The organism is Streptomyces griseofuscus (assembly GCF_014673495.1).
In the GTDB taxonomy this organism is placed as follows: domain Bacteria; phylum Actinomycetota; class Actinomycetes; order Streptomycetales; family Streptomycetaceae; genus Streptomyces; species Streptomyces murinus.
The window spans coordinates 6,860,854-6,887,592 of the sequence record NZ_CP051006.1; the positions used below are offsets into that span (position 1 = coordinate 6,860,854).

A 26,739-nucleotide genomic window follows, 5' to 3' on the forward strand; every position below is an offset into this window, starting at 1 on the left:
AGCCATGTTCCGTCGTACCTTCTGGTTCACCACCGGCGTCGCCGCCGGCGTCTGGGCCACCACCAAGGTCAACCGCAAGCTGCGGCAGCTGACCCCCGAGAGCTTGGCCGCGACCGCCGCCAACAAGGCTCTGGAGACCGGTCAGCGCCTGAAGGACCGCGCGGTCGGCTTCGCGCTCGACGTCCGCGACAACATGGCTCAGCGGGAGGACGAGCTCCAGGAGGCCCTCGGCATCCAGGACGACGCGCTCCCGGCGCCCCGGCGGCTCACCGCCATCGAGTACACCCCGAGCACCGACCGCACCAACCCGAAGTACATCGAATCCCCGATGCACTCGTACAACCGGAATGAGGACCACTGATGGAGTCGGCCGAGATTCGCCGCCGCTGGCTGAGCTTCTACGAGGAGCGCGGTCACACCGTCGTCCCTTCGGCGTCGCTCATCGCGGACGACCCGACTCTGCTCCTCGTCCCCGCCGGCATGGTGCCCTTCAAGCCCTACTTCCTGGGTGAGGTCAAGCCCCCCTTCCAGCGCGCCACCAGCGTGCAGAAGTGCGTGCGCACGCCTGACATCGAAGAGGTCGGCAAGACCACCCGCCACGGCACGTTCTTCCAGATGTGCGGCAACTTCTCCTTCGGCGACTACTTCAAGGAAGGCGCCATCAAGTACGCCTGGGAGCTGCTCACCAGCGACCGGGACAAGGGCGGTTACGGCCTCGACCCCGAGCGCCTGTGGATCACCGTCTACCTGGACGACGACGAGGCCGAGCGGATCTGGCACGAGGTCGTCGGCGTGCCCAAGGAGCGCATCCAGCGCCTGGGCAAGAAGGACAACTTCTGGTCCATGGGCGTCCCCGGACCCTGCGGCCCCTGCTCCGAGATCAACTACGACCGAGGCCCCGAGTTCGGCGTCGAGGGCGGCCCGGCCGTCAACGACGAGCGGTACGTGGAGATCTGGAACCTCGTCTTCATGCAGTACGAGCGGGGCGAGGGCACCGGCAAGGACGACTTCGAGATCCTCGGCGACCTGCCCAGCAAGAACATCGACACCGGCCTCGGTCTGGAACGCCTCGCCATGATTCTGCAAGGCGTGCAGAACATGTACGAGATCGACACCTCGATGGCGGTCATCGAGAAGGCCACCGAGCTGACCGGTGTCCGCTACGGCGACGCCCAGGACTCGGACGTCTCCCTGCGCGTGGTCACCGACCACATGCGCACGTCGGTGATGCTCATCGGTGACGGCGTCACCCCGGGCAACGAGGGCCGCGGCTATGTGCTGCGCCGCATCATGCGCCGCGCGATCCGCAACATGCGGCTGCTGGGCGCCACCGGGCCGGTCGTCAAGAACCTGGTCGACACCGTGATCGCCATGATGGGCCAGCAGTACCCGGAGCTGGTCACCGACCGCGAGCGCATCGAGAAGGTCGCCGTCGCCGAGGAGAACGCCTTCCTCAAGACGCTGAAGGCCGGCACCAACATCCTGGACACCGCCGTCACCGAGACCAAGCAGTCCGGCGGCAGCGTCCTGTCCGGAGAGAAGGCCTTCCTGCTCCACGACACCTGGGGCTTCCCGATCGACCTCACCCTGGAGATGGCCGCCGAACAGGGCCTCGCCGTGGACGAGGAGGGCTTCCGCCGCCTGATGAAGGAGCAGCGGGAGCGCGCCAAGGCCGACGCCCAGGCCAAGAAGACCGGCCACGCCGATCTCGGCGCCTACCGCGAGATCGCCGACAGCGCCGGCGCCACCGACTTCATCGGGTACGCCGACACCGAGGGCGAGTCCACCATCGTGGGCCTCCTGGTCGACGGCGTCTCCTCGCCCGCCGCCTCCGAGGGCGACGAGGTCGAGGTCGTCCTGGACCGCACCCCGTTCTACGCCGAGGGCGGCGGCCAGATCGGCGACACCGGCCGGATCAAGGTCGACTCCGGTGCCGTGATCGAGATCCGCGACTGCCAGAAGCCGGTCCCGGGTGTGTATGTGCACAAGGGCGTCGTCCAGGTCGGCGAGGTGACCGTCGGTGCCAAGGCCCAGGCCTCCATCGACGTGCGCCGCCGCAAGGCCATCGCCCGCGCCCACTCGGCCACCCACCTCACCCACCAGGCCCTGCGCGACGCCCTCGGCCCGACGGCCGCCCAGGCCGGTTCCGAGAACCAGCCGGGCCGCTTCCGCTTCGACTTCGGCTCGCCGGCTGCCGTACCGACGGCCGTGATGACCGACGTCGAGCAGAAGATCAACGAGGTCCTCGCCCGCGACCTCGATGTGCACGCCGAGGTCATGGGCATCGACGAGGCCAAGAAGCAGGGTGCCATCGCCGAGTTCGGCGAGAAGTACGGCGAGCGGGTCCGTGTGGTCACCATCGGCGACTTCTCCAAGGAGCTGTGCGGCGGCACGCATGTGCACAACACCGCCCAGCTGGGCCTGGTGAAGCTGCTCGGCGAGTCCTCCATCGGCTCCGGTGTGCGCCGTATCGAGGCCCTGGTCGGCGTGGACGCCTACAACTTCCTCGCCCGTGAGCACACGGTCGTCAACCAGCTGACCGAGCTGCTCAAGGGCCGCTCCGAGGAGCTGCCGGAGAAGGTCTCCGCCATGCTCGGCAAGCTGAAGGACGCCGAGAAGGAGATCGAGAAGTTCCGCGCCGAGAAGGTGCTCCAGGCCGCCGGCGGGCTCGCCGACTCGGCCAAGGACGTACGGGGCATCGCCCTGGTCACCGGGCAGGTGCCGGACGGCACCACGCCGGACGACCTGCGCAAGCTGGTCCTCGATGTGCGCGGTCGCATCCAGGGCGGCCGGGCCGCCGTGGTCGCCCTGTTCACGGTGAACAACGGCAAGCCGCTGACGGTCATCGCCACCAACGAGGCCGCCCGCGAGCGTGGTCTGAAGGCCGGTGACCTGGTGCGCACGGCCGCCAAGACCCTCGGTGGCGGCGGTGGCGGCAAGCCGGACGTCGCACAGGGCGGCGGTCAGAACCCGGCCGCCGTCGGCGAGGCCGTCGAGGCCGTCGAGCGTCTCGTCGCCGAGACCGCCAAGTGATATCCGAGTAAGGAAACGGTCGGAAATGCGCAGAGGACGTCGGCTTTCGATCGACGTCGGGGACGCCCGGATCGGGGTCGCCTCGTGCGACCCCGACGGGATCCTCGCCACCCCGGTGGAGACGGTCCCCGGCCGGGACATCCCCGCCGCCCACCGCCGGTTGCGTCAACTGGTGGCGGAGTATGAGCCGATCGAGGTAGTCGTCGGTCTCCCTCGCTCCCTCAAGGGGGGCGAGGGCCCGGCCGCCGTCAAGGTCCGCGCGTTCACCCAGGAACTGGCCAAGGGCATCAAGCCGGTGCCGGTCCGCCTCGTGGACGAGCGGATGACCACGGTGACGGCCTCGCAGGGACTGCGCGCCTCGGGCGTGAAGTCCAAGAAGGGCCGGTCCGTCATCGACCAGGCCGCGGCCGTGATCATCCTCCAGCAGGCCCTCGAATCCGAACGGGTGTCAGGTAAGCCACCCGGCGAGGGCGTCGAAGTGGTCATCTGATCGCGATACGGTAACGTTCCGCGCGATGCGGCGGCGTTCGAACAGCCGCCGCACAGCAAGAGGCGGAGCGGAAGCCGGCCCCAGAGCCGCGTGACCGTCGGCCTCGCGGCTCTAGGGGATCGATGACTGAGTATGGCCGGGGCCCAGGCTCCGAACCGTGGCATCCGCAGGACCCGTTGTACGGGGACGGCGGATGGGAAGGGCAGCAGGCGTACGCCGGGCATCAGGCTGCCTACGGCGGCCAGTCGCAGCAGCAGTACCCGCAGCAGCAGCCGCAGCAGTACGGCGGCGAGTGGGCCCAGGGCCCCCAGCCCGGGCACGACGGCCGGCAGTACCCGTACTACGGCGACCAGGGCCATCCCCAGTACGACCCCCAGTACCAGGGCCAGTATCCGCAGCACCCGCAGCAGCCGGGCGATCCGCAGCAGCCCGGACACCACCAGGGCGGCTGGGACGCGACCGGTACCCACGGCCAGTTGCCCTACGCGGCCGACCCCGGCGATCCCTACGGGCAGCAGCCCGTGGCGTACGGCGCCGAGCAGCCCGACCTCTACGGCACCGAGGACGCCTACCCCCCGCCGGAGCCCCCCGGCCGCAGACGTCCCGAGGCCGAACCCGATCCGGAGGCCCCCGCCGAGGACGAGGAGGAACACGCCTTCTTCGCGGGCGGCGGGGACGACGACGAGGACGGCGAGGAGCACGAGCTGGCCGGCCGCAGGGAGCGGCGCGCCGGCAAAGGCCGAAAGCCAGTCAAGAGCAAGAAGCGCCGCACCGGCTGCGCCTGCATGGTCGTCGTCCTGGTCTTCGGCGGCGGCCTCGGCGGAGTGGGTTACTACGGCTACAAGTTCTACCAAAATCGTTTCGCCCCGGCCCCGGACTACGCGGGCGACGGCACCGGCGAGACGGTGACCGTCGAGATCCCCAAGGGCGCGGGCGGCTGGGACATCGGCCGGCGGCTGAAAGAGGCCGGTGTCGTCAAGAGCGCCGACGCGTTCGTGCACGCCCAGGGCACGACACCGGGCGGCGACTCGATCCAGGCCGGCGCCTATCTCCTGAAGAAGGAGATGTCCGCCGCGAGCGCGGTGCGCATGATGCTCGACCCGAAGAGCCAGAACAATGTGATGGTGACGCCGGGCGAGCGTAATTCCGCCGTCTACCAGGCCATCGACAAGAAGCTCGAAATGCCCGCCGGCAGTACCGAGAAGATCGCGAAGAAGGGCTACAGCAGCTTCGGGGCCCCGGCCTGGGTGCAGAAGAACTCCGAGATGAAGGACCCGCTGGAGGGCTTCCTCTTCCCGGGCACGTACCCGGCCGCCAAGGGTATGAAGCCGGACACGATCCTCAAGCAGATGGTGGCCCAGGCCAAGGAGCGGTACGCCGCCTACGGACTGGACGCGAAGGCCAAGTCCCTCGGTCTGCATGACGCGTTCGAGCTGGTCACGGTCGCGAGCCTGGTCCAGGCAGAGGGCAAGACACACGAGGACTTCCGCAAGATGGCCGAGGTGGTCTACAACCGCCTGAAGCCCACCAACACCGAGACGAACCAGCTGCTCCAGTTCGACTCGACGTACAACTACGCCAAGGGCACCAGCAACATCCATATCTCCGAGAAGGAGATCAACAGCAACCAGAGCCCGTACAACACGTACACCCACAAGGGCTTGCCGCCCGGTCCGATCGGAAACCCCGGAGAGGACGCGATCAAGGCGGCGCTGAATCCGACCCACGACGGCTGGATCTATTTCGTGGCGACCGACGGTACGACCAATACCGAATTCGCCAAGACGTACGAAGAATTCCAGCAACTCAAGGACAAGTTCAATGCCAGCTCGGGCAACTGACGCCCGCCGGGCCGCCGTGCTCGGAAAGCCCATCGCCCACTCGCTCTCCCCGGTGCTGCACCGGGCCGCCTACGCCGAACTCGGCCTCACCGGCTGGTCGTACGACCGGTTCGAGGTCGACGAGGCGGAGCTGCCGGGCTTCTTCGAGAAGCTCGGGCCCGAGTGGGCGGGGCTGTCGCTGACCATGCCGCTGAAGCGGGCGGTCATTCCGCTGCTGGACGAGATCAGCGAGACCGCCGCCTCGGTGGACGCCGTCAACACGGTCGTGTTCGGCGCGGACGGCCGCAAACGCGGCGACAACACCGACATCCCCGGCATGGTGGCCGCGCTGCGCGAACACGGCATCGAAGAGGTCGAGTCCGCCGCGATCCTCGGCGCCGGCGCCACCGCGTCCTCCGCGCTCGCCGCCCTCTCCCGTGTCTGCACCGGCGAGGTCGTCGCCTATGTGCGCAGCGAGTCCCGCGCCGCCGAGATGCGCCAGTGGGGCCGCCGCCTCGACGTGGACGTCCGTACGGCCGACTGGTCGGAGGCGGCCGAGGCGCTGCGTGCCCCGTTGGTGATCGCCACCACCCCGGCCGGCGCCACGGACGCCCTCGCCGCAGCCGTGCCCGAGCGCCCCGCCACCCTCTTCGACGTGCTCTACGAGCCCTGGCCCACCGAGCTGGCCGCCCGCTGGTCCATGTACGGCGGCGCCGTGGTCGGCGGCCTCGACCTGCTGGTCCACCAGGCCGTCCTCCAGGTCGAGCAGATGACCGGACACACCCCGGCGCCCCTGGACGCCATGCGCCGGGCCGGAGAACAGGCACTCGCCGCCCGCTGACCGCCTCGCGTCCGGCCCGCTGGCGGCCCGTATCCCGTCCGCTTGCTGGACCGGACACCGGACACCCGCCGCGGACGTGGGAGGATCGGACATGGCGGACCGGGGTCGCGCATCCGGTCACTCCGTCGGCGCCCGCGAAAGTCGCGTGGGCCGGGCAGTACCGGGCGCGAACACTGAGGAGCACCGTTGAGCAGGCTGCGTTGGCTGACCGCGGGGGAGTCCCACGGTCCCGCACTTGTGGCGACGCTGGAGGGCCTTCCCGCCGGCGTACCGATCACCACGGAGATGGTGGCGGATCACCTCGCGCGGCGGCGGCTCGGCTATGGCCGCGGTGCGCGGATGAAGTTCGAGCGGGACGAGGTCACCTTTCTGGGTGGTGTCCGGCACGGGCTGACCCTCGGCTCCCCGGTCGCGGTCATGGTGGGCAACACCGAATGGCCGAAGTGGGAGCAGGTCATGTCGGCCGACCCGGTCGACTCCGAGATCCTCGACGGGCTCGCCCGTAACGCGCCGCTGACCCGGCCGCGGCCCGGTCACGCGGACCTCGCGGGCATGCAGAAGTACGACTTCGAGGAGGCCCGCCCGATCCTGGAGCGCGCCTCCGCCCGGGAGACGGCCGCCAGGGTGGCGCTGGGCGCGGTGGCCCGGTCGTACCTGAAGGAGACGGCCGGGATCGAGATCGTCTCCCATGTGGTCGAGCTGTGCTCGGTGAAGGCCCCGGCCGGGGTGTACCCGACGCCGGCCGATGTGGAGAAGCTGGACGCGGACCCGCTGCGCTGCCTGGACGCGGACGCGTCGCGGGCGATGGTCGAGGAGGTCGACCAGGCCCACAAGGACGGCGACACCCTCGGTGGCGTCGTCGAGGTGCTGGCGTACGGTGTGCCGGTGGGTCTGGGCTCGCATGTGCACTGGGACCGCAAGCTGGACGCGCGGCTCGCCGGTGCCCTGATGGGCATCCAGGCGATCAAGGGTGTGGAGATCGGCGACGGCTTCGAGCTGGCCCGGGTGCCGGGCTCGCATGCGCACGACGAGATCGTCAGCACCCCGGAGGGCATCCGGCGGGTCTCCGGGCGCGCGGGCGGCACCGAGGGCGGCCTGTCCACGGGTGAGCTGCTGCGGGTGCGGGCCGCGATGAAGCCGATCGCGACCGTGCCGCGCGCGCTGCGGACCGTGGACGTGACCACCGGCGAGGCCGCGCAGGCGCACCACCAGCGCTCGGACGTCTCCGCGGTGCCCGCCGCGGGCATCGTGGCCGAGGCCATGGTCGCGCTGGTCCTGGCCGACGCGGTCGCCGAGAAGTTCGGCGGCGACTCGGTGGGCGAGACCCGTCGAAACGTCCGTTCGTACCTCGACCACCTGCGGATCCGATGAGCGGGCCGCGTCTCGTCCTCGTCGGCCCGATGGGCGTCGGCAAGTCCACCGTGGGCCGGCTGCTGGCCGAGCGGCTGGACGTCGGCTACCGGGACACCGACGACGACATCGTGGCCACCGAGGGCCGGGAGATCTCCGAGATCTTCGTGGACGAGGGCGAGGAGCACTTCCGGGCGCTGGAGAAGGCGGCCGTGGCCACCGCGCTCGCCGAGCACCGGGGCGTCCTCGCGCTCGGCGGCGGCGCGGTCCTCGACGCGGACACCCGGGCGCTGCTCGCCCCGCACCCGGTGGTCTACCTCTCCATGGACGTGGAGGAGGCGGTCCGCCGCACCGGTCTGAACGTGGCCCGTCCGCTGCTTGCGGTCAATCCGCGCAAGCAGTGGCGCGAGCTGATGGAGGCCCGGCGCCACCTGTACGAGGAGGTCGCCACCGCCGTCGTCACCACCGATGGGCGCACCCCCGAAGAGGTCACCCAAGCAGCGCTGGACGCACTGGAGTTGAAGAAGGCATGAGCGAGGCAGTCACCCGGATCCAGATCGCGGGCAGCGCGGGCACCGACCCGTACGAGGTGCTGGTCGGTCGTCAACTCCTGGGCGAACTGGCCGGGTTGATCGGCCCCAAGGCCAAGCGGGTCGCGGTGATCCACCCGGAGGCGCTGGCCGAGACGGGGGACGCGCTCCGCGCCGACCTGGCCGACCAGGGCTACGAGGCGGTCGCCATCCAGGTGCCCAACGCCGAGGAGGCCAAGACCGCCGAGGTCGCCGCCTACTGCTGGAAGGCGCTCGGCCAGTCCAACTTCACCCGCACCGACGTCATCGTCGGCGTGGGCGGCGGCGCGACCACCGACCTGGCCGGGTTCGTGGCCGCGACCTGGCTGCGCGGGGTGCGCTGGATCGCCGTGCCGACCACCGTGCTCGCCATGGTGGACGCGGCGGTCGGCGGCAAGACGGGCATCAACACCGCCGAGGGCAAGAACCTGGTCGGTGCCTTCCACCCGCCGGCCGGGGTGCTGTGCGACCTGGCCGCGCTGGACTCGCTGCCGGTCAACGACTACGTCTCCGGGCTCGCCGAGATCATCAAGGCCGGTTTCATCGCCGACCCGGTGATCCTCGACCTGATCGAGGCCGACACCGAGGCCGCGCGGGGTCCGCAGGGCCCGCACACGGCCGAACTGATCGAGCGCTCGATCCGGGTGAAGGCCGAGGTCGTCTCCTCGGACCTGAAGGAGTCCGGCCGCCGCGAGATCCTCAACTACGGCCACACGCTCGGCCACGCCATCGAGAAGAACGAGCGCTACAAGTGGCGGCACGGCGCCGCGGTCGCGGTCGGCATGCACTTCGCCGCCGAACTCGGCCGTCTCGCGGGCCGGTTGGACGACGCGACCGCCGACCGGCACCGCGCGATCCTCGAAGCCGTCGGCCTTCCGCTGCACTACCGCTACGACCAGTGGCCCAAGTTGGTCGAGAACATGAAGGTCGACAAGAAGTCCCGCGGCGATCTGCTGCGCTTCATCGTCCTCGACGGGCTGGCCAAGCCGACCGTCCTGGAGGGCCCGGACCCGGCCGTCCTGTTGGCCGCCTACGGGGAAGTCGGCGAGTAGCTCCGCGTTCTCGCAGGTTGCGCCATCTTTCTCGGCGCATCGGGCACTTCGGATCGTCCCCGGCCGTTTCACCGAACGACGGCCGGGGACGGTACCGTTCGGAGAGGGGCGGGGCCCACCCCCGCCGCCTGCACCCCCAACTGCCTGTACGAGACGGAGTGGCAACGGATGCAGCACGCAGTGGGATCTCCGCTGCCGCCGCCCCATCAGCCGGGGCACCGGCCGCACACTGGCTGGCCGTCGGCCGCACAGCCCCCGGGCGAACCCCCCGCGCAGGGCTCCGCCGCCCCGCCCCCGGCCTTCCCGCCGCCGTCGCCGCAGGTCCCGCCTGGCGGGCAGCAGCCGCCGTCGCGGGGGATCCCTGGGGGGCACCGGCCCCCGCAGGCCCCTCCGGGGCCGCTTCCGCCCGCACCGGCACCGTCGGGGCACCCGCAGCCGCACCCGCCTGCACAGCCCCCGGCTTCCACCCCTCCGGTCACCCCGGCGCAGCCGCGGCCCCCGGCCCCCGGGAGCCCCGTGCCGCCGGGGGCACCCGCCGGGCAGTACCGGGCCGCGCCGCCGCCCCCCGACGGCACCGGCCATGTGCACCTGCCGCCGGGCGCCCCCTTCGGTGTGCCGACCCCGGCGCCGACCGCCACCGCGGTGCCCGATCCGACGACCACCACGCTGGCGGTCCTGCTGATCGGTCCCGCGGGCGCGGGCAAGACCAGCGTGGCGAAGTACTGGGCGGACCACCGGCGCGTGCCCACGGCCCACATCAGCCTGGACGACGTCCGCGAGTGGGTGCGCTCCGGCTTCGCCGACCCGCAGTCCGGGTGGAACGACCACTCCGAGGCCCAGTACCGCCTGGCCCGCCGCACCTGCGGCTTCGCCGCGCGCAACTTCCTGGCCAACGGCATCTCCTGCATCCTGGACGACGCGGTCTTCCCGGACCGCCCGGTCGTCGGCCTCGGCGGCTGGAAGCGCCATGTCGGCCCCGGCCTGCTCCCGGTCGTCCTGCTGCCCGGCCTGGACATCGTCCTGGAGCGCAACGCCGAACGCTCCGGCAACCGCCGCCTCACCGACGAGGAGGTCGCCCGCATCCACGGCCGGATGGCCGGCTGGTACGGCTCGGGCCTCCCGATCATCGACAACTCCCAGCTGGACGTCCCGGGCACGGCCCGGGTCCTGGACGAGGTCCTGGCGAGGGCGATAGCGAGCCCCCCGAACTGGTGATCACGGGGTCCTGGTCCCAACCCAGGGGCGCGAGGAACCGCGCGACCAGCCACGACGGTCCCGCACCCGGCGCCGGGGACAAGACCCCCCAACCCCACTCGGCCCTCCTGAATCGGCACAAACGGCATAAAACTCCTACGCTCATCTCATGTCAGAGGTGTACGCGAACCGCCGATCCCGCCTGCGGGACCACTTCAACGCGGCCGGCACCGCGGCAGCGCTCGTCACCCGCCCCGCCAACGTGCGCTACCTCGCGGCCGCCGCCCCGCACGGCGCCGTCCTGCTCCTCGGCGGCAGCGAGGACCTCCTGGTGTGCGCGGTCCCGCCCGACGACCGCCCCTTCGAGGGCCGCCCGGACGAGGCCCTGCGGGTACAGGTCCTGCCCGCGCGGGGCGGCGACACCGCCGTGACCGCGGCCGACCTCGCCCGGAGTCAGGGCGCGGACTCCCTCGCCGTCGAGGAGCACCATCTGACGGTCGCCCGGCACCGGGCCATCGCCGCCGTCGCCCCGGCCCTGCGCCTGGCCGACGTCGGCCGCGCCGTGGAGCAGCTCAGGGTCGTCAAGGACGAGGAGGAGATCTCCTGTCTGCGCATCGGCGCCGAGATCGCCGACCAGGCCCTCGGCGAGCTGCTGGAGTCCATCCTCGTCGGCCGCACCGAACGGCACCTCGCCCTGGAGCTGGAGCGCCGCCTGGTCGACCACGGCGCCGACGGCCCGGCCTTCCCCACCTCCGTCGCCACCGGACCGAACTCCGGCCGGCGCGGCCACCGGCCCACCGACCGGCGCGTGGAGGAGGGCGATTTCCTCTCCGTGTGCCTCGGCGCGACCTACCGCGGCTACCGCTGCGAGATCGGCCGTACGTTCGTCATCGGCACCTCTCCGGCGGACTGGCAGATCCAGCTGTACGACCTGGTCTTCTCCGCCCAGCGCGCCGGACGCGAGGCGCTCGCCCCCGGTGCCGCCTACCGTGATGTGGACCGCGCGGCACGCCATGTGCTGGACTCCGCGGGCTACGCGGAGGCCCTGCCGCCGCTCACCGGGCACGGTGTCGGACTCGAAATCGACGAGGACCCGCAGTTGTCCCCCGCGGCCATGGGTAAACTGGACGCTTGCGTGCCGGTCACCGTCGAACCGGGGGTCCACCTCCCGGGCCGGGGCGGTGTCCGGATCGATGACACGCTCGTCGTACGCCCCGAGGCGGACGGCGGACCCGAGCTACTCACCATCACGACCAAGGAGCTGCTCGCGCTGTAGCGCGTGACCCGGGGTCGTACGTCAGTCCAGGAGATTCCGCAACCGTGGCTTCCACGAACGACCTCAAGAACGGCCTGGTGCTCAAGCTCGAAGGCGGCCAGCTCTGGTCCGTCGTCGAGTTCCAGCACGTCAAGCCCGGCAAGGGCCCGGCCTTCGTGCGCACCAAGCTCAAGAACGTGCTCTCCGGCAAGGTCGTCGACAAGACCTTCAACGCCGGTGTCAAGGTCGAGACCGCCACTGTCGACAAGCGCGACATGCAGTTCTCGTACATGGACGGCGACTACTTCGTCTTCATGGACATGGAGACCTACGACCAGCTGATGGTCGACCGCAAGGCCGTCGGCGACGCCGCCAACTTCCTCATCGAGGGCTTCACCGCCACCGTGGCCCAGCACGAGGGCGAGGTGCTCTTCGTGGAGCTGCCCGCCGCCGTCGAGCTGGTCATCCAGGAGACCGAGCCGGGCGTCCAGGGCGACCGCTCCACCGGTGGCACCAAGCCCGCCACCCTGGAGACCGGTCACCAGATCCAGGTCCCGCTCTTCATCACCACCGGTGAGAAGATCAAGGTCGACACCCGTACGAGCGACTACCTCGGCCGGGTGAACAGCTAACCGTGGCTGCCCGCAACACGGCCCGCAAGCGCGCCTTCCAGATCCTCTTCGAGGGCGACCAGCGCGGCGCCGACGTCCTGACGGTCCTCGCCGACTGGGTTCGGCTGTCCCGGTCCGACACCCGGCAGCCGCCGGTCAGCGAGTACACGATGCAGCTGGTCGAGGGCTACGCCGAGCACGCCCGGCGCATCGACGAACTGATCGCCCAGTACGCGGTCGGGTGGACGCTCGACCGGATGCCCGTCGTGGACCGCAACATCCTGCGGCTGGGCGCGTACGAGCTGATCTGGGTGGACGAGACCCCGGACGCCGTCGTGCTGGACGAGATGGTGCAGCTGGCGAAGGAGTTCTCGACCGATGAGTCGCCCTCGTTCGTCAACGGCCTCCTGGGGCGGTTCAAGGAGCTGAAGCCTTCGCTCCGCCGGGCCTAGCCCCTAGCGGACCGCCTGGAGGGGCGCCGGGTGACTGTGGGACGCGGCTGCGGGCATGCCCGTGGCGCGTCGCGCGGTGCCTCGCGTCCCTCAGGCATGTCCGCGGTCACCGGCGTCGAGAAGCCGGCCCGGACGGCCGTACAAACCGGCCCGGACAGTCGTATGAAAACGCCGCCGGGGTGGCTGGAACCGTCTGGTTCCGGCCACCCCGGCGACACGTTTCTGCTTGTCTGTCCGCCAAGACCTAGGGGGTCACGCCTCTTCGTGCGTGGCCACCGCGCGGCGGGCGTCCGCGTCCAGGACGCCCCAGCTGATCAGCTGCTCGGTGAGGACCGAGGGGGACTGGTCGTAGATGACGGCGAGTGTGCGCAGGTCGTCCTGGCGGATGGAGAGCACCTTGCCGTTGTAGTCGCCGCGCTGGGACTGGATCGTCGCCGCGTAGCGCTGGAGGGGGCCCGCCTTCTCGGCCGGCACCGTGGCCAGCCGCTCCAGGTCGAGGACCAGCTTCGGCGGCGGCTCGGCGGCACCGCCGGGCGTGGTGCCCGGCAGAAGCTCCTGCACCGGGACGCCATAGAAATCGGCCAGCTCGGCAAGGCGCTGCACGGTCACGGCACGGTCGCCGCGCTCGTACGAACCCACCACCACGGCCTTCCAGCGACCCTGGGACTTCTCCTCGACACCGTGGAGGGAAAGGCCCTGCTGGGTGCGGATGGCCCGGAGCTTGGCCCCGAGCTGTTTGGCGTATTCGCTGGACATATAGCTCCCCGGACACTGTGTCGACGCGGTCGGCTGTCTTCCCGCCGCGCGTTTTGGTAACTCACTGTGAGGTTACGCAGCGTGATTCTTCTGCGTCAAGCCGAATGGGCCACCCCGACGCTTCCGTGGTAGTGCTGACGCGTTGGGCCAAGGGGGTGAATCGAAGCGGTCCCCGCGACCTGCTACCGTAGATGGCGCAATTCCGACGTCCTTTAAGGTCCGTCCCGTGAGGCGGAGAAGGAGGTCCGTTTTTTATGGACACGAACGCCCATCTGTCGGCAACCGATGCCCGGCCCGTTCTCGAAGGCCCCGACATCGCGCGGGTACTGACCCGTATCGCCCACGAGATCGTCGAGCGCGCCAAGGGCGCCGACGACGTGGTGCTCCTCGGCATTCCCACCCGGGGCGTCTTCCTCGCCCAGCGGCTGGCCGCCAAGCTGGAGCAGATCACCGACCGCGCCATCCCGGTCGGCTCCCTCGACATCACCATGTACCGCGACGACCTGCGGATGCACCCGCCGCGTGCGCTGGCCCGCACCGAGATCCCCGGTGACGGCCTCGACGGCAAGCTGGTCGTCCTCGTGGACGATGTGCTCTTCTCCGGCCGCACCATCCGCGCCGCCCTCGACGCCCTGAACGACCTCGGGCGCCCGCGCGCGGTCCAGCTCGCGGTCCTGGTCGACCGCGGCCACCGGGAACTGCCGATCCGCGCCGACTACGTCGGCAAGAACCTCCCCACGTCGCTGCGGGAGACGGTCAAGGTCCAGCTCGCCGAGGAGGACGGTCGCGACACCGTGCTGCTCGGTGTGAAGCCGGCCGACCAGTAGCAAGTCAGGCGCGCGAGGGTCGCTTCGGCGTACCCACCCGCGCCGGGTTTGCCCCAATCCTCCCGAACTGCCTTACGGAGCCTGACAGATGCAGCGTCATCTCATCTCGGCCGCCGACCTCTCCCGCGACGACGCCGTCCTGATCCTCGACACCGCCGAGGAGATGGCCCGGGTCGCCGACCGGCCGATCAAGAAACTGCCGACCCTGCGCGGCCGTACCGTCGTGAACCTCTTCTTCGAGGACTCCACGCGCACCCGGATCTCCTTCGAGGCCGCCGAGAAGCGCCTGTCCGCGGACGTCATCAACTTCTCCGCCAAGGGTTCGAGCGTGTCCAAGGGCGAGTCCCTGAAGGACACCGCCCAGACCCTGGAGGCGATGGGCGTCGACGCCGTCGTCATCCGGCACGGCGCCTCCGGCGCGCCCTACCGCCTCGCCACCTCCGGCTGGATCGACGCCGCCGTGATCAACGCGGGCGACGGCACCCACCAGCATCCCACTCAGGCCCTCCTGGACGCCTTCACCATGCGCCGCCGCCTGGTCGGCCGCGACGCCGGCCTCGGCCGGGACCTGGCCGGCAAGCGCGTCACCCTCGTCGGCGACGTCCTGCACAGCCGGGTCGCCCGCTCCAACGTCGACCTGCTGCATACCCTCGGCGCCGAGGTCACTCTGGTCGCCCCGCCCACCCTGATCCCGGTCGGCGTCGAGTCCTGGCCCTGCGAGGTGTCGTACGACCTCGACAGCACGCTGCCCAAGTGCGACGCGGTGATGATGCTGCGCGTGCAGCGGGAGCGGATGAACGCCGCCTTCTTCCCGACCGAGCGCGAGTACTCCCGGCGCTACGGCCTCGACGGCGACCGCATGGCCAAGCTGCCCGAGCACGCCATCGTGATGCACCCCGGTCCGATGGTGCGCGGCATGGAGATCACCGCCGAGGTCGCCGACTCCGACCGCTGCACCGCCGTGGAGCAGGTCGCCAACGGCGTGTCCATCCGGATGGCCGTCCTGTACCTGCTGCTCGGCGGCAACGAGCCCGCCGCCGCCCCCCTTCGCGCTGAGGAGAAGTAAGAACATGAGCAAGATCCTGATCCGCGGTGCGAAGGTGCTCGGCGGCGAGCAGCAGGACGTGCTGATCGACGGCGAGACCATCGCCGCGGTGGGCACCGGACTGTCCGCCGAGGGCGCCGAGGTGATCGAGGCCGAGGGCAAGGTGCTGCTGCCGGGCCTGGTCGACCTGCACACCCATCTGCGCGAGCCCGGCCGCGAGGACTCCGAGACCGTCCTCACCGGCACCCGCGCGGCCGCGAGCGGCGGCTACACCGCCGTGTTCGCCATGGCCAACACCTTCCCCGTCGCCGACACCGCGGGCGTCGTCGAGCAGGTCTGGCGGCTCGGCAAGGAGCACGGCTACTGCGACGTCCAGCCCATCGGCGCCGTCACCGTCGGCCTGGAGGGCAGGAAGCTCGCCGAACTCGGCGCCATGCACGAGTCCGCCGCCGGGGTCACCGTCTTCTCCGACGACGGCAAGTGCGTGGACGACGCGGTGATCATGCGCCGCGCCCTGGAGTACGTGAAGGCGTTCGGCGGCATCGTCGCCCAGCACGCCCAGGAGCCGCGGCTGACCGAGGGCGCCCAGATGAACGAGGGCGTCGTCTCCGCCGAACTCGGCCTGGGCGGCTGGCCGGCCGTCGCCGAGGAGTCGATCATCGCCCGCGACGTCCTGCTCGCCGAGCACGTCGGCTCCCGCGTCCACATCTGCCACCTGTCGACCGCCGGCTCCGTCGAGATCGTCCGCTGGGCCAAGTCCCGCGGCATCCAGGTCACCGCCGAGGTCACCCCGCACCACCTGCTGCTCACCGACGAGCTGGTGCGCACCTACAACCCCGTCTACAAGGTCAACCCGCCGCTGCGCACCGAGCGCGACGTCATGGCGCTGCGCGAGGCCCTCGCCGACGGCACGATCGACATCGTCGCCACCGACCACGCCCCGCACCCGCACGAGGACAAGGACTGCGAGTGGGCCGCGGCCGCCATGGGCATGGTGGGCCTGGAGACCGCGCTGTCGGTGGTGCAGGAGACCATGGTCGACACGGGTCTGCTGGACTGGGCCGGCGTCGCCGACCGGATGTCCGCCAAGCCCGCGCAGATCGGACAGGCCACCGGACACGGCCGTCCCGTCTCGGCCGGTGAGCCTGCCAACCTCACCCTGGTCGACACGGCATACCGTGGCCAGGTGGACCCCGCGGGCTTCGCCTCGCGCAGCCGCAACACCCCCTACCAGGGGCGCGAGCTGCCGGGCCGTGTGACGCACACGTGGCTGCGGGGCAAGGCCACGCTCGTCGACGGGAAGCTCACGTGACACCTGTAATCCTCCTGGCCGAGGCAGAGAAGTCGGCCCCGGTCACCGACTGGCCGGCGCGCATCGGCTGGCTCGTCGGACTCCTGCTCTTCATCGCGCTCGTCTACTGGCTGATGCGCGAGGGCTGGAAATGGCGCGCCACGCTCCAGAGCGACATCCCGGAGCTGCCCGCCGCGCCCGAGGACACCGGCCCGGTGAAACTGACCATGAGCGGCCGCTACCACGGCTCCACCACCGCCGGGCAGTGGCTGGACCGCATCGTGGCCCACGGCCTGGGCACCCGGAGCCTGGCCGAGCTCACGCTCACCGACGCGGGCCTCGAGGTCGAACGCCCCGGCGCGGACGACTTCTTCATCCCGGCCGCCGCGCTGCGCGAGGCCCGGCTCGACAAGGGCATCGCGGGCAAGGTCCTCACCGAGGGCGGACTGCTGGTGGTGACCTGGGCGCACGGCGACAAACTGATCGACTCCGGCTTCCGCTCCGACCGCGCGGCCGAGCACCCCGCATGGGTCGACACGCTCAACCACATGACCAACGACACGGAAGGCGCACGATGACGACCTCCACCAGGGGAGCCGCGAAGACTCCCGCCGTACTCGTCCTGGAGGACGGCCGCACCTTCCGCGGTCGCGCCTACGGGGCCGTGGGGGAGACCTTCGGCGAGGCCGTGTTCTCCACCGGGATGACCGGCTACCAGGAGACCCTGACCGACCCGTCGTACGACCGCCAGATCGTCGTCGCCACCGCCCCGCAGATCGGCAACACCGGCTGGAACGACGAGGACGACGAGTCGGGCCGCATCTGGGTCTCCGGCTATGTGGTCCGCGACCCCGCGCGGGTGCCGTCCAACTGGCGGGCCAAGCGCTCCCTGGACGACGAGCTGGAGCGCCAGGGCGTCGTCGGCATCTCCGGCATCGACACCCGCGCCCTGACCCGCCATCTGCGCGAGCGCGGCTCCATGCGCGCCGGCATCTTCTCCGGCGAGTCCGTCGCCGCCGAGCCGGAGCTGCTGGCCCGGGTGCAGGCCCAGCCGCACATGAAGGGCGCGAGCCTCTACGAGGAGGTCGCCACCAAGGAGGCGTACGTCGTCCCCGCGGTCGGCGAGAAGAAGTTCACCGTCGCCGCCGTCGACCTCGGCATCAAGGGCATGACCCCGCACCGGATGGCCGAGCGCGGCATCGAGGTGCATGTGCTGCCCGCCACCGCCACCGCCGACGACATCTACGCCGTCAACCCCGACGGCGTGTTCTTCTCCAACGGCCCCGGCGACCCCGCCACCGCGGACGGCCCGGTCGCCCTGATGACCGCCGTCCTGGAGCGCAGGACGCCGCTGTTCGGCATCTGCTTCGGCAACCAGATCCTCGGCCGCGCCCTCGGCTTCGGCACCTACAAGCTGAAGTACGGCCACCGGGGCATCAACCAGCCGGTCCAGGACCGTACGACCGGCAAGGTCGAGGTCACCGCGCACAACCACGGCTTCGCCGTCGACGCGCCGCTCGACCGGGTCAGCGACACCAAATTCGGCCGCGCCGAGGTCTCGCACGTCTGTCTGAACGACGACGTCGTGGAGGGGCTCCAGCTGCTCGACCAGCCCGCCTTCTCCGTCCAGTACCACCCCGAAGCGGCGGCCGGCCCGCACGACGCCGCCTACCTGTTCGACCGCTTCGTTTCCCTGATGGAGGGCCAGCGTGCCTAAGCGCACCGATATCCAGTCCGTCCTGGTCATCGGCTCCGGCCCGATCGTCATCGGCCAGGCCGCCGAGTTCGACTACTCCGGCACCCAGGCATGCCGCGTGCTCAAGGCCGAGGGCCTGCGCGTCATCCTCGTCAACTCCAACCCGGCGACGATCATGACCGACCCGGAGATCGCCGACGCCACGTACGTCGAGCCGATCACCCCCGAGTTCGTCGAGAAGATCATCGCCAAGGAGCGCCCCGACACCCTGCTGCCCACCCTGGGCGGCCAGACGGCCCTGAACACCGCCATCTCGCTGCACGAGAACGGCGTTCTGGCCAAGTACGGCGTCGAGCTGATCGGCGCCAAGCCCGAGGCCATCCACAAGGGTGAGGACCGCGACCTCTTCAAGGGCGTCGTGGAGGAGGTCCGCCGCAAGACCGGGCACGGCGAGTCCGCCCGCTCGGTGATCTGCCACACCATGGACGACGTCCTCAAGGGCGTCGAGACGCTCGGCGGCTACCCGGTCGTCGTGCGCCCCTCCTTCACCATGGGCGGCGCCGGCTCCGGCTTCGCGCACGACGAGGAGGAGCTGCGCCGCATCGCCGGCCAGGGCCTCACCCTCTCGCCGACCACCGAGGTACTCCTGGAGGAGTCCATCCTCGGCTGGAAGGAGTACGAGCTGGAGCTGATGCGCGACAAGAACGACAACGTCGTGGTCGTCTGCTCCATCGAGAACTTCGACCCCATGGGCGTGCACACCGGTGACTCCATCACCGTGGCGCCCGCCATGACGCTCACCGACCGCGAGTACCAGATCCTGCGCGACATCGGCATCGCCGTGATCCGCGAGGTCGGCGTCGACACCGGCGGCTGCAACATCCAGTTCGCGGTCGACCCCGTGGACGGCCGCGTGATCGTCATCGAGATGAACCCGCGCGTGTCGCGCTCCTCGGCCCTCGCGTCCAAGGCGACCGGCTTCCCGATCGCGAAGATCGCCGCCAAGCTGGCCGTCGGCTACACCCTGGACGAGATCCCGAACGACATCACGCAGGAGACCCCGGCCTCCTTCGAGCCCACGCTCGACTATGTCGTCGTCAAGGCGCCCCGGTTCGCGTTCGAGAAGTTCCCGCAGGCCGACTCCACGCTGACCACCACCATGAAGTCGGTCGGCGAGGCCATGGCCATCGGCCGCAACTTCCCCGAGGCCTTCCAGAAGGCGCTGCGCTCGCTGGAGAAGAAGGGCAGCCAGTTCACCTTCGTCGGCGAGCCCGGCGACAAGGAGGCGCTACTGCGCGAGTCGGTGCGGCCCACCGACGGCCGGATCAACACCGTCATGCAGGCCATCCGTGCCGGCGCCACCCCGGAGGAGATCTTCGAGTACACGAAGATCGACCCCTGGTTCGTGGACCAGCTCTTCCTGATCAAGGAGATCGCGGACGAGCTGGCCGAGGCCGCCGAACTCACCGGCGAACTGCTCGGCGAGGCCAAGCGGCACGGCTTCTCCGACCACCAGATCGCCGAGATCCGCGGCCTGCGCGAGGACGTCGTCCGCGAGGTCCGGCACGCGCTCGGCATCCGCCCGGTCTACAAGACGGTCGACACCTGCGCCGCCGAGTTCGCCGCCCGCACGCCGTACTTCTACTCCGCCTACGACGAGGAGTCGGAGGTCGCCCCGCGCGAGAAGCCGGCCGTCATCATCCTCGGCTCCGGCCCCAACCGCATCGGCCAGGGCATCGAGTTCGACTACTCCTGCGTCCACGCCTCCTTCGCGCTGTCCGACGCCGGGTACGAGACCGTGATGGTCAACTGCAACCCGGAGACCGTCTCCACCGACTACGACACCTCCGACCGGCTGTACTTCGAGCCGCTCACCCTGGAGGACGTCCTGGAGATCGTGCACGCCGAGCAGCAGGCGGGCCCGGTCGCCGGTGTGATCGTCCAGCTCGGCGGCCAGACCCCGCTCGGCCTCTCGCAGGCACTCAAGGACAACGGCGTGCCGGTCGTGGGCACCTCCCCGGAGGCCATCCACGCCGCCGAGGACCGCGGCGCCTTCGGCCGCGTCCTCGCCGAGGCCGGCCTGCCCGCCCCCAAGCACGGCACCGCCACCACCTTCGCGGGCGCCAAGGCCATCGCCGACGAGATCGGCTACCCGGTCCTGGTCCGGCCCTCGTACGTGCTCGGCGGGCGCGGCATGGAGATCGTCTACGACGAGACCCGCCTGGCCGCCTACATCGCCGAGTCCACCGAGATCAGCCCGTCCCGGCCGGTCCTCGTCGACCGCTTCCTGGACGACGCCATCGAGATCGACGTCGACGCGCTCTACGACGGCGAGGAGCTGTACCTCGGCGGCGTCATGGAGCACATCGAGGAGGCCGGCATCCACTCCGGCGACTCGGCGTGCGCCCTGCCCCCGATCACCCTCGGCGGCTTCGACATCAAGCGGCTGCGCGCCTCCACCGAGGCCATCGCCAAGGGCGTCGGCGTGCGCGGTCTGATCAACATCCAGTTCGCGATGGCCGGCGACATCCTCTACGTCCTGGAGGCCAACCCGCGCGCCTCCCGTACGGTCCCCTTCACCTCGAAGGCGACCGCGGTGCCGCTCGCCAAGGCCGCCGCCCGGATCTCGCTGGGCGCGACCGTCGCCGAGCTGCGCGCCGAGGGACTGCTGCCCCGGCACGGCGACGGCGGCGAGCTGCCGCTGGACGCGCCGATCTCCGTCAAGGAGGCCGTGATGCCCTGGTCGCGCTTCCGCGACATCCAGGGCCGCGGCGTGGACACCGTCCTCGGCCCGGAGATGCGCTCCACCGGCGAGGTCATGGGCATCGACTCCGTCTTCGGCACGGCCTACGCCAAGTCGCAGGCGGGCGCCTACGGCCCGCTGCCCACCAAGGGCCGCGCGTTCATCTCGGTCGCCAACCGCGACAAGCGTTCGATGATCTTCCCGGCCCGCGAGCTGGTCGCCCACGGCTTCGAGCTGCTGGCCACCTCCGGCACCGCCGAGGTCCTCAAGCGCAACGGCATCAACGCCACCGTGGTGCGCAAGCAGTCCGAGGGCACCGGACCGAACGGCGAGAAGACCATCGTCCAGCTCATCCACGACGGCGAGGTCGACCTCATCGTCAACACGCCGTACGGCACCGGCGGCCGCCTCGACGGCTACGACATCCGTACGGCCGCCGTCGCCCGCTCCGTGCCGTGCCTGACGACCGTCCAGGCGCTCGCCGCGGCCGTCCAGGGCATCGACGCCCTCAACCACGGCGACGTGGGCGTCCGCTCGCTCCAGGAACACGCGGAACACCTGACCGCGTCCCGCGACTAGCAGCCCCGAGGGGGACACCGGAAACGGTGTCCCCCTCTGCGTGAGGGCCCCTCGGCCCTCATGCGGACACCAGAGGACTTCCCCACGATGTACAAGCTGTTCTTCCGTCTGGTCTTCAAACGGATGGACCCCGAGAAGGCCCACCACCTCGCCTTCCGCTGGATCCGGCTCGCCGTGCGCGTCCCGGTGCTGCGCACCTTCGTCGCGGCCGCCCTCGCGCCCCGCCACAAGGAGCTGCGCACCGAGGCGCTCGGGCTGCGGATGCACGGCCCGTTCGGGCTCGCGGCCGGTTTCGACAAGAACGCCGTGGCGGTCGACGGGATGTCGATGCTGGGCTTCGACCATGTCGAGATCGGCACGGTCACCGGCGAGCCGCAGCCCGGCAACCCCAAGAAGCGCCTGTTCCGCCTTGTCGCGGACCGCGCGCTGATCAACCGCATGGGCTTCAACAACGACGGCTCGCTGACCGTGGCGGCCCGTCTGGCCACCCGTGAGCCCGTCTTCAGGACGGTCGTCGGCGTCAACATCGGCAAGACCAAGGTCGTCCCGGAGGCGGAGGCCGTCGCCGACTACGTGAAGTCCGCCGAGCGCCTCGCGCCGTACGCCGACTACCTGGTCGTCAACGTCTCCTCGCCGAACACGCCCGGCCTGCGCAACCTCCAGGCCGTCGACCACCTGCGCCCGCTGCTGACCGCCGTCCGTGAGGCCGCCGACCGCGTGGCCGCCAACCGACGCGTCCCGCTCCTGGTGAAGATCGCCCCGGACCTCGCCGACGAGGACGTGGACGCCGTCGCCGACCTGGCCGTGGAGCTGGGCCTGGACGGCATCATCGCCACCAACACCACCATCGCCCGCGACAGCCTCGGCCTGAAGTCGCCCGCCGCCCTGGTGGGGGAGACCGGCGGCCTGTCCGGCGCGCCCCTCAAGGCGCGCTCCCTGGAGGTCCTGCGCCGCCTGTACGCCCGCGTGGGTGACCGGATCACCCTGGTGGGCGTCGGCGGCGTCGAGACCGCCGAGGACGCCTGGCAGCGCATCCTGGCCGGTGCCACGCTGGTCCAGGGCTACAGCGCCTTCATCTACGAGGGCCCCTTCTGGTGCCGCGCGATCCACAAGGGCCTCGCCGCCCGGCTGCGCACCAGCCCGTACGCCACCCTCGCCGACGCGGTCGGCGCCGATGTGAGGAAGCCCGCATGACTTCGCTGGAGCCCTTCGGCGCCCGGCTGCGCCGCGCCATGGACGAGCGCGGCCCGCTGTGCGTCGGCATCGACCCGCACGCCTCCCTGCTCGCCGACTGGGGCCTCGCCGACGATGTGGCGGGCCTGGAGCGGTTCAGCCGCACTGTCGTCGAGGCCCTGGCCGGCAAGGTGGCCGTGCTCAAGCCGCAGAGCGCGTTCTTCGAGCGGTTCGGCTCGCGCGGCGTCGCCGTCCTGGAGAGGTCGGTCCAGGAGGCGCGCGAAGCCGGCGCCCTGGTCGTGATGGACGCCAAGCGCGGCGACATCGGCTCGACCATGGCCGCCTACGCAGAGGCGTTCCTGCGCAAGGACGCCCCGCTGTTCTCCGACGCGCTGACCGTCTCCCCGTACCTCGGCTACGGCTCGCTGAGCCCGGCCGTGAAGCTGGCCGAGGAGAACGGCGCCGGGCTGTTCGTGCTGGCGCTGACCTCCAACCCGGAGGGCGGCGAGGTGCAGCACGCGGTGCGCGCCGACGGCCGGGGCGTGGGCGCGACCATGCTGGCCCACCTGGCGGCCGAGAACGCGGGAGCGGAGCCGCTGGGCTCCTTCGGCGCGGTCGTCGGCGCCACGCTCGGCGACCTGTCCGCGTACGACCTGGACATCAACGGACCGCTCCTCGCGCCCGGTATCGGCGCCCAGGGCGCGACCCCGGCCGACCTCCCAGGGGTCTTCGGGGCGGCCGTACGCAATGTCGTGCCGAACGTCAGCCGGGGCGTGCTGCGGCACGGACCCGACGTCGGGGCGCTGCGCGCGGCGGCCGAACGCTTCGCGGAGGAGATCAGGACGGCCGTCGCCGGAGGCTGAGACACCTCTTCGGGTGCTCGGTTGAGCGGACCGGCGCCGACTTGAGTGTGAATACATCCTCAAATCAAGGGCAGTATGTCTGAAATGTCTGGCCTGGCGCAGGCTGACCAGGACTTTTCCGCTGTTCTCGCTGACTCTGGCGGACTTGGCCGCTAGTCTCCGAGCGAGGGTGAACGGGCAAGCGTGTTGCTCGTGGCTCCCCAGGTGTGGGGCGACTAGGTTCCTCACCGGTCCGTATCCGACAGTTCGACATCCGAGGTGACGTAGGCGTGGCTCTTCCGCCCCTTACCCCTGAACAGCGCGCAGCCGCGCTCGAAAAGGCCGCCGCGGCTCGCCGGGAGCGGGCCGAGGTCAAGAATCGACTCAAGCACTCCGGCGCCTCCCTGCACGAGGTGATCAAGCAGGGCCAGGAGAACGACGTCATCGGCAAGATGAAGGTCTCCGCGCTGCTGGAGTCCATGCCTGGCGTGGGCAAGGTCCGCGCCAAGCAGATCATGGAGCGTCTGGGCATCTCCGAGAGCCGCCGTGTGCGGGGTCTCGGTTCCAACCAGATCGCCTCCCTGGAGCGTGAGTTCGGCAGCACCGGCGCCTGAGTCCGGCCTCGCACCGGACCGGGAGTCCCGGGCACCCCGGGATTGCTGGAATAATCGCTGCATGGCTGCAACATTCCGGGGGACGACCCCCGAGCCCCCGGACGTACGTCCGCGGCTGACCGTGCTCTCCGGCCCCTCGGGGGTCGGCAAGAGCACGGTCGTCGCTCATATGCGCAAGGAACACCCCGAGGTCTGGCTCTCGGTGTCGGCGACGACCCGTAAGCCGCGCCCCGGTGAACAGCACGGAGTCCACTACTTCTTCGTCACCGACGACGAGATGGACAAGCTGATCGCCAACGGCGAGCTGCTGGAGTGGGCCGAATTCGCCGGCAACCGGTACGGCACGCCCCGCGCGGCCGTCCTGGAGCGGCTGGAGAAGGGCGAGCCCGTCCTGCTGGAGATCGACCTCCAGGGCGCCCGCCAGGTCCGTGAGTCGATGTCCGACGCACGGCTGGTGTTCCTGGCCCCGCCCTCCTGGGAGGAGCTGGTGCGCAGGCTGACCGGCCGGGGCACCGAGTCGCCCGAGGTCATCGAGCGCCGGCTGGCTGCGGCCAGGACCGAACTGGCGGCCGAGCCGGAGTTCGACGAGACCCTGGTCAACACCTCCGTCGAGGACGTGGCCCGTGAGCTGCTAGCCTTGATGGACGTTGTGTAATCGTGACTCTGATCACGATCATTGATTCTTTTCCATCCATCGGAAGGTAGAGCGTGTCCTCTTCCATCACCGCGCCCGAGGGCATCATCAACCCGCCGATCGACGAGCTCCTCGAGGCAACCGACTCGAAGTACAGCCTCGTGATCTACGCGGCCAAGCGTGCTCGCCAGATCAACGCGTACTACTCGCAGCTCGGTGAGGGCCTCCTCGAGTACGTGGGTCCGCTCGTCGACACCCACGTCCACGAGAAGCCGCTCTCGATCGCCCTGCGCGAGATCAACGCCGGTCTGCTGACCTCCGAGGCCATTGAGGGCCCCGCGCAGTAGTACGTTCAGACCGCAGGTGGTTTTATCCACAGGCCCGGCAGCCACGCTGTCGGGCCTGTGGTGTGTCATGGGTGTTGCAGGTTTTCCAGACCGAGGAGACATGGTGGACAAGCCGAGGGTGGTACTGGGGGTCAGCGGTGGCATCGCCGCCTACAAGGCCTGTGAGCTGCTGAGAAGGTTCACCGAATCGGGCCACGACGTCCGTGTGGTGCCGACCGCGTCCGCGCTGCACTTCGTCGGCGCCGCCACCTTCTCCGCCCTGTCCGGCAACCCCGTCGGCACCGAGGTCTGGGACTCCGTGCACGAGGTCCCGCACGTCCGCATCGGCCAGCACGCCGACCTCGTCGTGGTCGCCCCCGCCACCGCCGACCTGCTCGCCAAGGCCGCCCACGGCCTCGCCGACGACCTGCTCACCAACACCCTCCTGACGGCCCGCTGCCCCGTGGTCTTCGCCCCGGCCATGCACACCGAGATGTGGGAGCACCCCGCCACCCAGGAGAACGTGGCCACGCTGCGCCGCCGCGGCGCCGTCGTGATCGAACCCGCCGTCGGCCGCCTCACCGGCGTCGACACCGGCAAGGGCCGGCTGCCCGACCCGGGCGAGATCTTCGAGGTCTGCCGGCGCGTCCTCGCCCGCGGCGTCCAGGAGCCCGACCTGCGCGGCCGCCATGTGGTGGTCTCCGCGGGCGGCACCCGAGAGCCCCTGGACCCGGTGCGCTTCCTCGGCAACCGCTCCTCCGGCAAGCAGGGCTACGCCCTCGCCCGCACCGCCGCCGCCCGCGGCGCCCGGGTGACGCTGATCGCGGCCAACACCCAGCTGCCCGACCCCGCGGGCGTGGACGTCGTCCAGGTCGACACCGCCGTCCAGCTGCGCGAGGCCGTGCTGAAGGCCGCGGCCGACGCCGACGCCGTGGTCATGGCCGCGGCCGTCGCCGACTTCCGCCCCAGCGCCTACGCCACCGGCAAGATCAAGAAAAAGGACGACAAGGAGCCCGAGCCCATCGTCCTGGTCCGCAACCCGGACATCCTCGCCGAGGTCTCCGCCGAACGGGCCAGGGCCGGACAGGTGATCGTGGGCTTCGCCGCCGAGACCGACGACGTCCTCGCCAACGGCCGCGCCAAGCTCACCCGCAAGGGCTGCGACCTGCTCGTCGTCAACGAGGTGGGGGAGCGCAAGACCTTCGGCTCCGAGGAGAACGAAGCCGTCGTACTGGGCGCCGACGGCAGCGAGAACCCCGTGCCGCACGGGCCCAAGGAGGCCCTCGCCGACATCGTCTGGGACCTCGTCGTGGACCGCCTCGACTGACCCCCGCGCGTCCGGCCGGGCGAATCCGAAGACGGATTCAGGCCATGCTCACGTCCGGGACCGTTACCCTGGCCAAGGCCGTCGGGCATTGTGCACAATGCCCGTGCCGCAGGTCACAGCGCTCCCGAGAGGCGAGACAGTGGCCCATCGGCCGAGCGCGACCGATAAACTGTTGAAGGTCGACCGGGCGCAGCCCCGCGTCGACTGCAAATGATCAGC

General features: G+C 70.6%; 25 protein-coding genes. 24 read left to right on the forward strand and 1 reads right to left on the reverse strand.

What is annotated here, in order from left to right; translation table 11 throughout:
- Positions 1-4: 4 nt before the first annotated feature.
- From HEP81_RS31260 to nusB, 12 genes are all read left to right on the forward strand, one after another.
- Positions 5-361 (forward strand): hypothetical protein, encoded by a 357-nt coding sequence (locus tag HEP81_RS31260; protein WP_037651036.1) that lies wholly within the window; start codon positions 5-7, stop codon positions 359-361.
- On the forward strand, positions 361-3,033 hold the full coding sequence (alaS, locus tag HEP81_RS31265; RefSeq protein WP_037651034.1) for an alanine--tRNA ligase: 2,673 nt from the start codon (positions 361-363) through the stop codon (positions 3,031-3,033). The genes HEP81_RS31260 and alaS overlap by 1 nt, the downstream gene beginning before the upstream one ends.
- Before the next feature lie 25 nt (positions 3,034-3,058).
- A complete protein-coding gene (gene ruvX, locus HEP81_RS31270; protein WP_051849848.1) occupies positions 3,059-3,523 on the forward strand; it encodes a Holliday junction resolvase RuvX in 465 nt (154 codons plus the stop codon).
- A gap of 122 nt (positions 3,524-3,645) precedes the next feature.
- The gene (gene mltG / locus HEP81_RS31275; protein WP_078967123.1) at positions 3,646-5,364 is read left to right on the forward strand and encodes an endolytic transglycosylase MltG; all 1,719 of its coding nucleotides are present in this window, start codon (positions 3,646-3,648) and stop codon (positions 5,362-5,364) included.
- The gene (locus HEP81_RS31280; RefSeq protein ID WP_037651030.1) at positions 5,345-6,184 is read left to right on the forward strand and encodes a shikimate dehydrogenase; all 840 of its coding nucleotides are present in this window, start codon (positions 5,345-5,347) and stop codon (positions 6,182-6,184) included. Before mltG ends, HEP81_RS31280 begins: the two co-directional genes overlap by 20 nt.
- A gap of 186 nt (positions 6,185-6,370) precedes the next feature.
- Positions 6,371-7,555 carry a chorismate synthase gene (gene aroC, locus HEP81_RS31285; protein WP_037651028.1) on the forward strand — a complete coding sequence of 395 codons (1,185 nt, stop codon included), beginning with the start codon at positions 6,371-6,373 and terminating at the stop codon, positions 7,553-7,555.
- The gene (locus HEP81_RS31290) at positions 7,552-8,067 is read left to right on the forward strand and encodes a shikimate kinase (RefSeq protein ID WP_037651027.1); all 516 of its coding nucleotides are present in this window, start codon (positions 7,552-7,554) and stop codon (positions 8,065-8,067) included. The genes aroC and HEP81_RS31290 overlap by 4 nt, the downstream gene beginning before the upstream one ends.
- On the forward strand, positions 8,064-9,155 hold the full coding sequence (gene aroB / locus HEP81_RS31295; protein ID WP_037651026.1) for a 3-dehydroquinate synthase: 1,092 nt from the start codon (positions 8,064-8,066) through the stop codon (positions 9,153-9,155). The genes HEP81_RS31290 and aroB overlap by 4 nt, the downstream gene beginning before the upstream one ends.
- 168 nt (positions 9,156-9,323) lie before the next feature.
- On the forward strand, positions 9,324-10,370 hold the full coding sequence (locus HEP81_RS31300) for an AAA family ATPase (protein WP_078967122.1): 1,047 nt from the start codon (positions 9,324-9,326) through the stop codon (positions 10,368-10,370).
- Positions 10,371-10,518: 148 nt separating this feature from the next.
- Positions 10,519-11,625: an aminopeptidase P family protein gene (locus tag HEP81_RS31305; RefSeq protein WP_037651024.1), complete on the forward strand. Its 1,107-nt coding sequence runs from the start codon at positions 10,519-10,521 to the stop codon at positions 11,623-11,625.
- A 44-nt stretch (positions 11,626-11,669) separates the two neighbouring features.
- The gene (efp, locus tag HEP81_RS31310) at positions 11,670-12,236 is read left to right on the forward strand and encodes an elongation factor P (protein WP_020938844.1); all 567 of its coding nucleotides are present in this window, start codon (positions 11,670-11,672) and stop codon (positions 12,234-12,236) included.
- Between the two features lie 2 nt (positions 12,237-12,238).
- Positions 12,239-12,667: a transcription antitermination factor NusB gene (gene nusB, locus HEP81_RS31315; protein ID WP_037651022.1), complete on the forward strand. Its 429-nt coding sequence runs from the start codon at positions 12,239-12,241 to the stop codon at positions 12,665-12,667.
- Positions 12,668-12,919: 252 nt separating this feature from the next.
- Here nusB and bldD read toward each other — a convergent pair whose 3' ends face one another.
- Complete coding sequence (gene bldD / locus HEP81_RS31320; RefSeq protein ID WP_014671524.1) at positions 12,920-13,423, reverse strand: transcriptional regulator BldD; 504 nt, start codon at positions 13,421-13,423, stop codon at positions 12,920-12,922.
- Between the two features lie 254 nt (positions 13,424-13,677).
- Between bldD and pyrR the strand changes: the two genes are divergently transcribed.
- The 12 genes from pyrR (at position 13,678) to coaBC (ending at position 26,520) form a co-directional block, all read left to right on the forward strand.
- Positions 13,678-14,250: a bifunctional pyr operon transcriptional regulator/uracil phosphoribosyltransferase PyrR gene (gene pyrR / locus HEP81_RS31325; protein WP_037651019.1), complete on the forward strand. Its 573-nt coding sequence runs from the start codon at positions 13,678-13,680 to the stop codon at positions 14,248-14,250.
- 88 nt (positions 14,251-14,338) lie between these two features.
- A complete protein-coding gene (locus tag HEP81_RS31330) occupies positions 14,339-15,316 on the forward strand; it encodes an aspartate carbamoyltransferase catalytic subunit (protein WP_037651017.1) in 978 nt (325 codons plus the stop codon).
- A gap of 4 nt (positions 15,317-15,320) precedes the next feature.
- The gene (locus HEP81_RS31335; RefSeq protein WP_037651014.1) at positions 15,321-16,607 is read left to right on the forward strand and encodes a dihydroorotase; all 1,287 of its coding nucleotides are present in this window, start codon (positions 15,321-15,323) and stop codon (positions 16,605-16,607) included.
- Positions 16,604-17,164 carry a PH-like domain-containing protein gene (locus HEP81_RS31340; RefSeq protein ID WP_037651013.1) on the forward strand — a complete coding sequence of 187 codons (561 nt, stop codon included), beginning with the start codon at positions 16,604-16,606 and terminating at the stop codon, positions 17,162-17,164. Before HEP81_RS31335 ends, HEP81_RS31340 begins: the two co-directional genes overlap by 4 nt.
- Entirely contained in the window at positions 17,161-18,303 is a 1,143-nt protein-coding gene (gene carA / locus HEP81_RS31345; RefSeq protein ID WP_037651012.1) for a glutamine-hydrolyzing carbamoyl-phosphate synthase small subunit, read from the forward strand. The genes HEP81_RS31340 and carA overlap by 4 nt, the downstream gene beginning before the upstream one ends.
- A complete protein-coding gene (gene carB, locus HEP81_RS31350) occupies positions 18,296-21,604 on the forward strand; it encodes a carbamoyl-phosphate synthase large subunit (RefSeq protein ID WP_037651010.1) in 3,309 nt (1,102 codons plus the stop codon). Before carA ends, carB begins: the two co-directional genes overlap by 8 nt.
- An 87-nt stretch (positions 21,605-21,691) precedes the next feature.
- Positions 21,692-22,798 carry a quinone-dependent dihydroorotate dehydrogenase gene (locus HEP81_RS31355; protein ID WP_037651007.1) on the forward strand — a complete coding sequence of 369 codons (1,107 nt, stop codon included), beginning with the start codon at positions 21,692-21,694 and terminating at the stop codon, positions 22,796-22,798.
- The gene (gene pyrF / locus HEP81_RS31360) at positions 22,795-23,640 is read left to right on the forward strand and encodes an orotidine-5'-phosphate decarboxylase (protein ID WP_037651005.1); all 846 of its coding nucleotides are present in this window, start codon (positions 22,795-22,797) and stop codon (positions 23,638-23,640) included. The genes HEP81_RS31355 and pyrF overlap by 4 nt, the downstream gene beginning before the upstream one ends.
- Before the next feature lie 269 nt (positions 23,641-23,909).
- Positions 23,910-24,233: an integration host factor gene (locus HEP81_RS31365; protein WP_037651003.1), complete on the forward strand. Its 324-nt coding sequence runs from the start codon at positions 23,910-23,912 to the stop codon at positions 24,231-24,233.
- A 61-nt stretch (positions 24,234-24,294) separates the two neighbouring features.
- Entirely contained in the window at positions 24,295-24,888 is a 594-nt protein-coding gene (gene gmk / locus HEP81_RS31370) for a guanylate kinase (RefSeq protein WP_051849846.1), read from the forward strand.
- A gap of 53 nt (positions 24,889-24,941) precedes the next feature.
- A complete protein-coding gene (gene rpoZ / locus HEP81_RS31375; protein ID WP_005319902.1) occupies positions 24,942-25,214 on the forward strand; it encodes a DNA-directed RNA polymerase subunit omega in 273 nt (90 codons plus the stop codon).
- 103 nt (positions 25,215-25,317) lie between these two features.
- A complete protein-coding gene (gene coaBC, locus HEP81_RS31380) occupies positions 25,318-26,520 on the forward strand; it encodes a bifunctional phosphopantothenoylcysteine decarboxylase/phosphopantothenate--cysteine ligase CoaBC (protein WP_037651326.1) in 1,203 nt (400 codons plus the stop codon).
- The last annotated feature ends 219 nt before the right edge of the window (positions 26,521-26,739 follow it).

Bases quoted from the DNA above. Each gene is read 5' to 3' on its own strand.
- HEP81_RS31260 (WP_037651036.1), top strand. From the start codon at position 5: ATGTTCCGTCGTACCTTCTGGTTCACCACCGGCGTCGCCGCCGGCGTC.
- HEP81_RS31290 (WP_037651027.1), top strand. From the start codon at position 7,552: ATGAGCGGGCCGCGTCTCGTCCTCGTCGGCCCGATGGGCGTCGGCAAG.
- gmk (WP_051849846.1), top strand. From the start codon at position 24,295: ATGGCTGCAACATTCCGGGGGACGACCCCCGAGCCCCCGGACGTACGT.
- alaS (WP_037651034.1), top strand. From the start codon at position 361: ATGGAGTCGGCCGAGATTCGCCGCCGCTGGCTGAGCTTCTACGAGGAG.
- HEP81_RS31305 (WP_037651024.1), top strand. From the start codon at position 10,519: ATGTCAGAGGTGTACGCGAACCGCCGATCCCGCCTGCGGGACCACTTC.
- HEP81_RS31280 (WP_037651030.1), top strand. From the start codon at position 5,345: ATGCCAGCTCGGGCAACTGACGCCCGCCGGGCCGCCGTGCTCGGAAAG.
- HEP81_RS31300 (WP_078967122.1), top strand. From the start codon at position 9,324: ATGCAGCACGCAGTGGGATCTCCGCTGCCGCCGCCCCATCAGCCGGGG.
- HEP81_RS31330 (WP_037651017.1), top strand. From the start codon at position 14,339: ATGCAGCGTCATCTCATCTCGGCCGCCGACCTCTCCCGCGACGACGCC.
- HEP81_RS31335 (WP_037651014.1), top strand. From the start codon at position 15,321: ATGAGCAAGATCCTGATCCGCGGTGCGAAGGTGCTCGGCGGCGAGCAG.
- carA (WP_037651012.1), top strand. From the start codon at position 17,161: ATGACGACCTCCACCAGGGGAGCCGCGAAGACTCCCGCCGTACTCGTC.
- pyrR (WP_037651019.1), top strand. From the start codon at position 13,678: ATGGACACGAACGCCCATCTGTCGGCAACCGATGCCCGGCCCGTTCTC.
- mltG (WP_078967123.1), top strand. From the start codon at position 3,646: ATGACTGAGTATGGCCGGGGCCCAGGCTCCGAACCGTGGCATCCGCAG.
- aroB (WP_037651026.1), top strand. From the start codon at position 8,064: ATGAGCGAGGCAGTCACCCGGATCCAGATCGCGGGCAGCGCGGGCACC.
- HEP81_RS31355 (WP_037651007.1), top strand. From the start codon at position 21,692: ATGTACAAGCTGTTCTTCCGTCTGGTCTTCAAACGGATGGACCCCGAG.
- ruvX (WP_051849848.1), top strand. From the start codon at position 3,059: ATGCGCAGAGGACGTCGGCTTTCGATCGACGTCGGGGACGCCCGGATC.
- bldD (WP_014671524.1), bottom strand. From the start codon at position 13,423: ATGTCCAGCGAATACGCCAAACAGCTCGGGGCCAAGCTCCGGGCCATC.
- pyrF (WP_037651005.1), top strand. From the start codon at position 22,795: ATGACTTCGCTGGAGCCCTTCGGCGCCCGGCTGCGCCGCGCCATGGAC.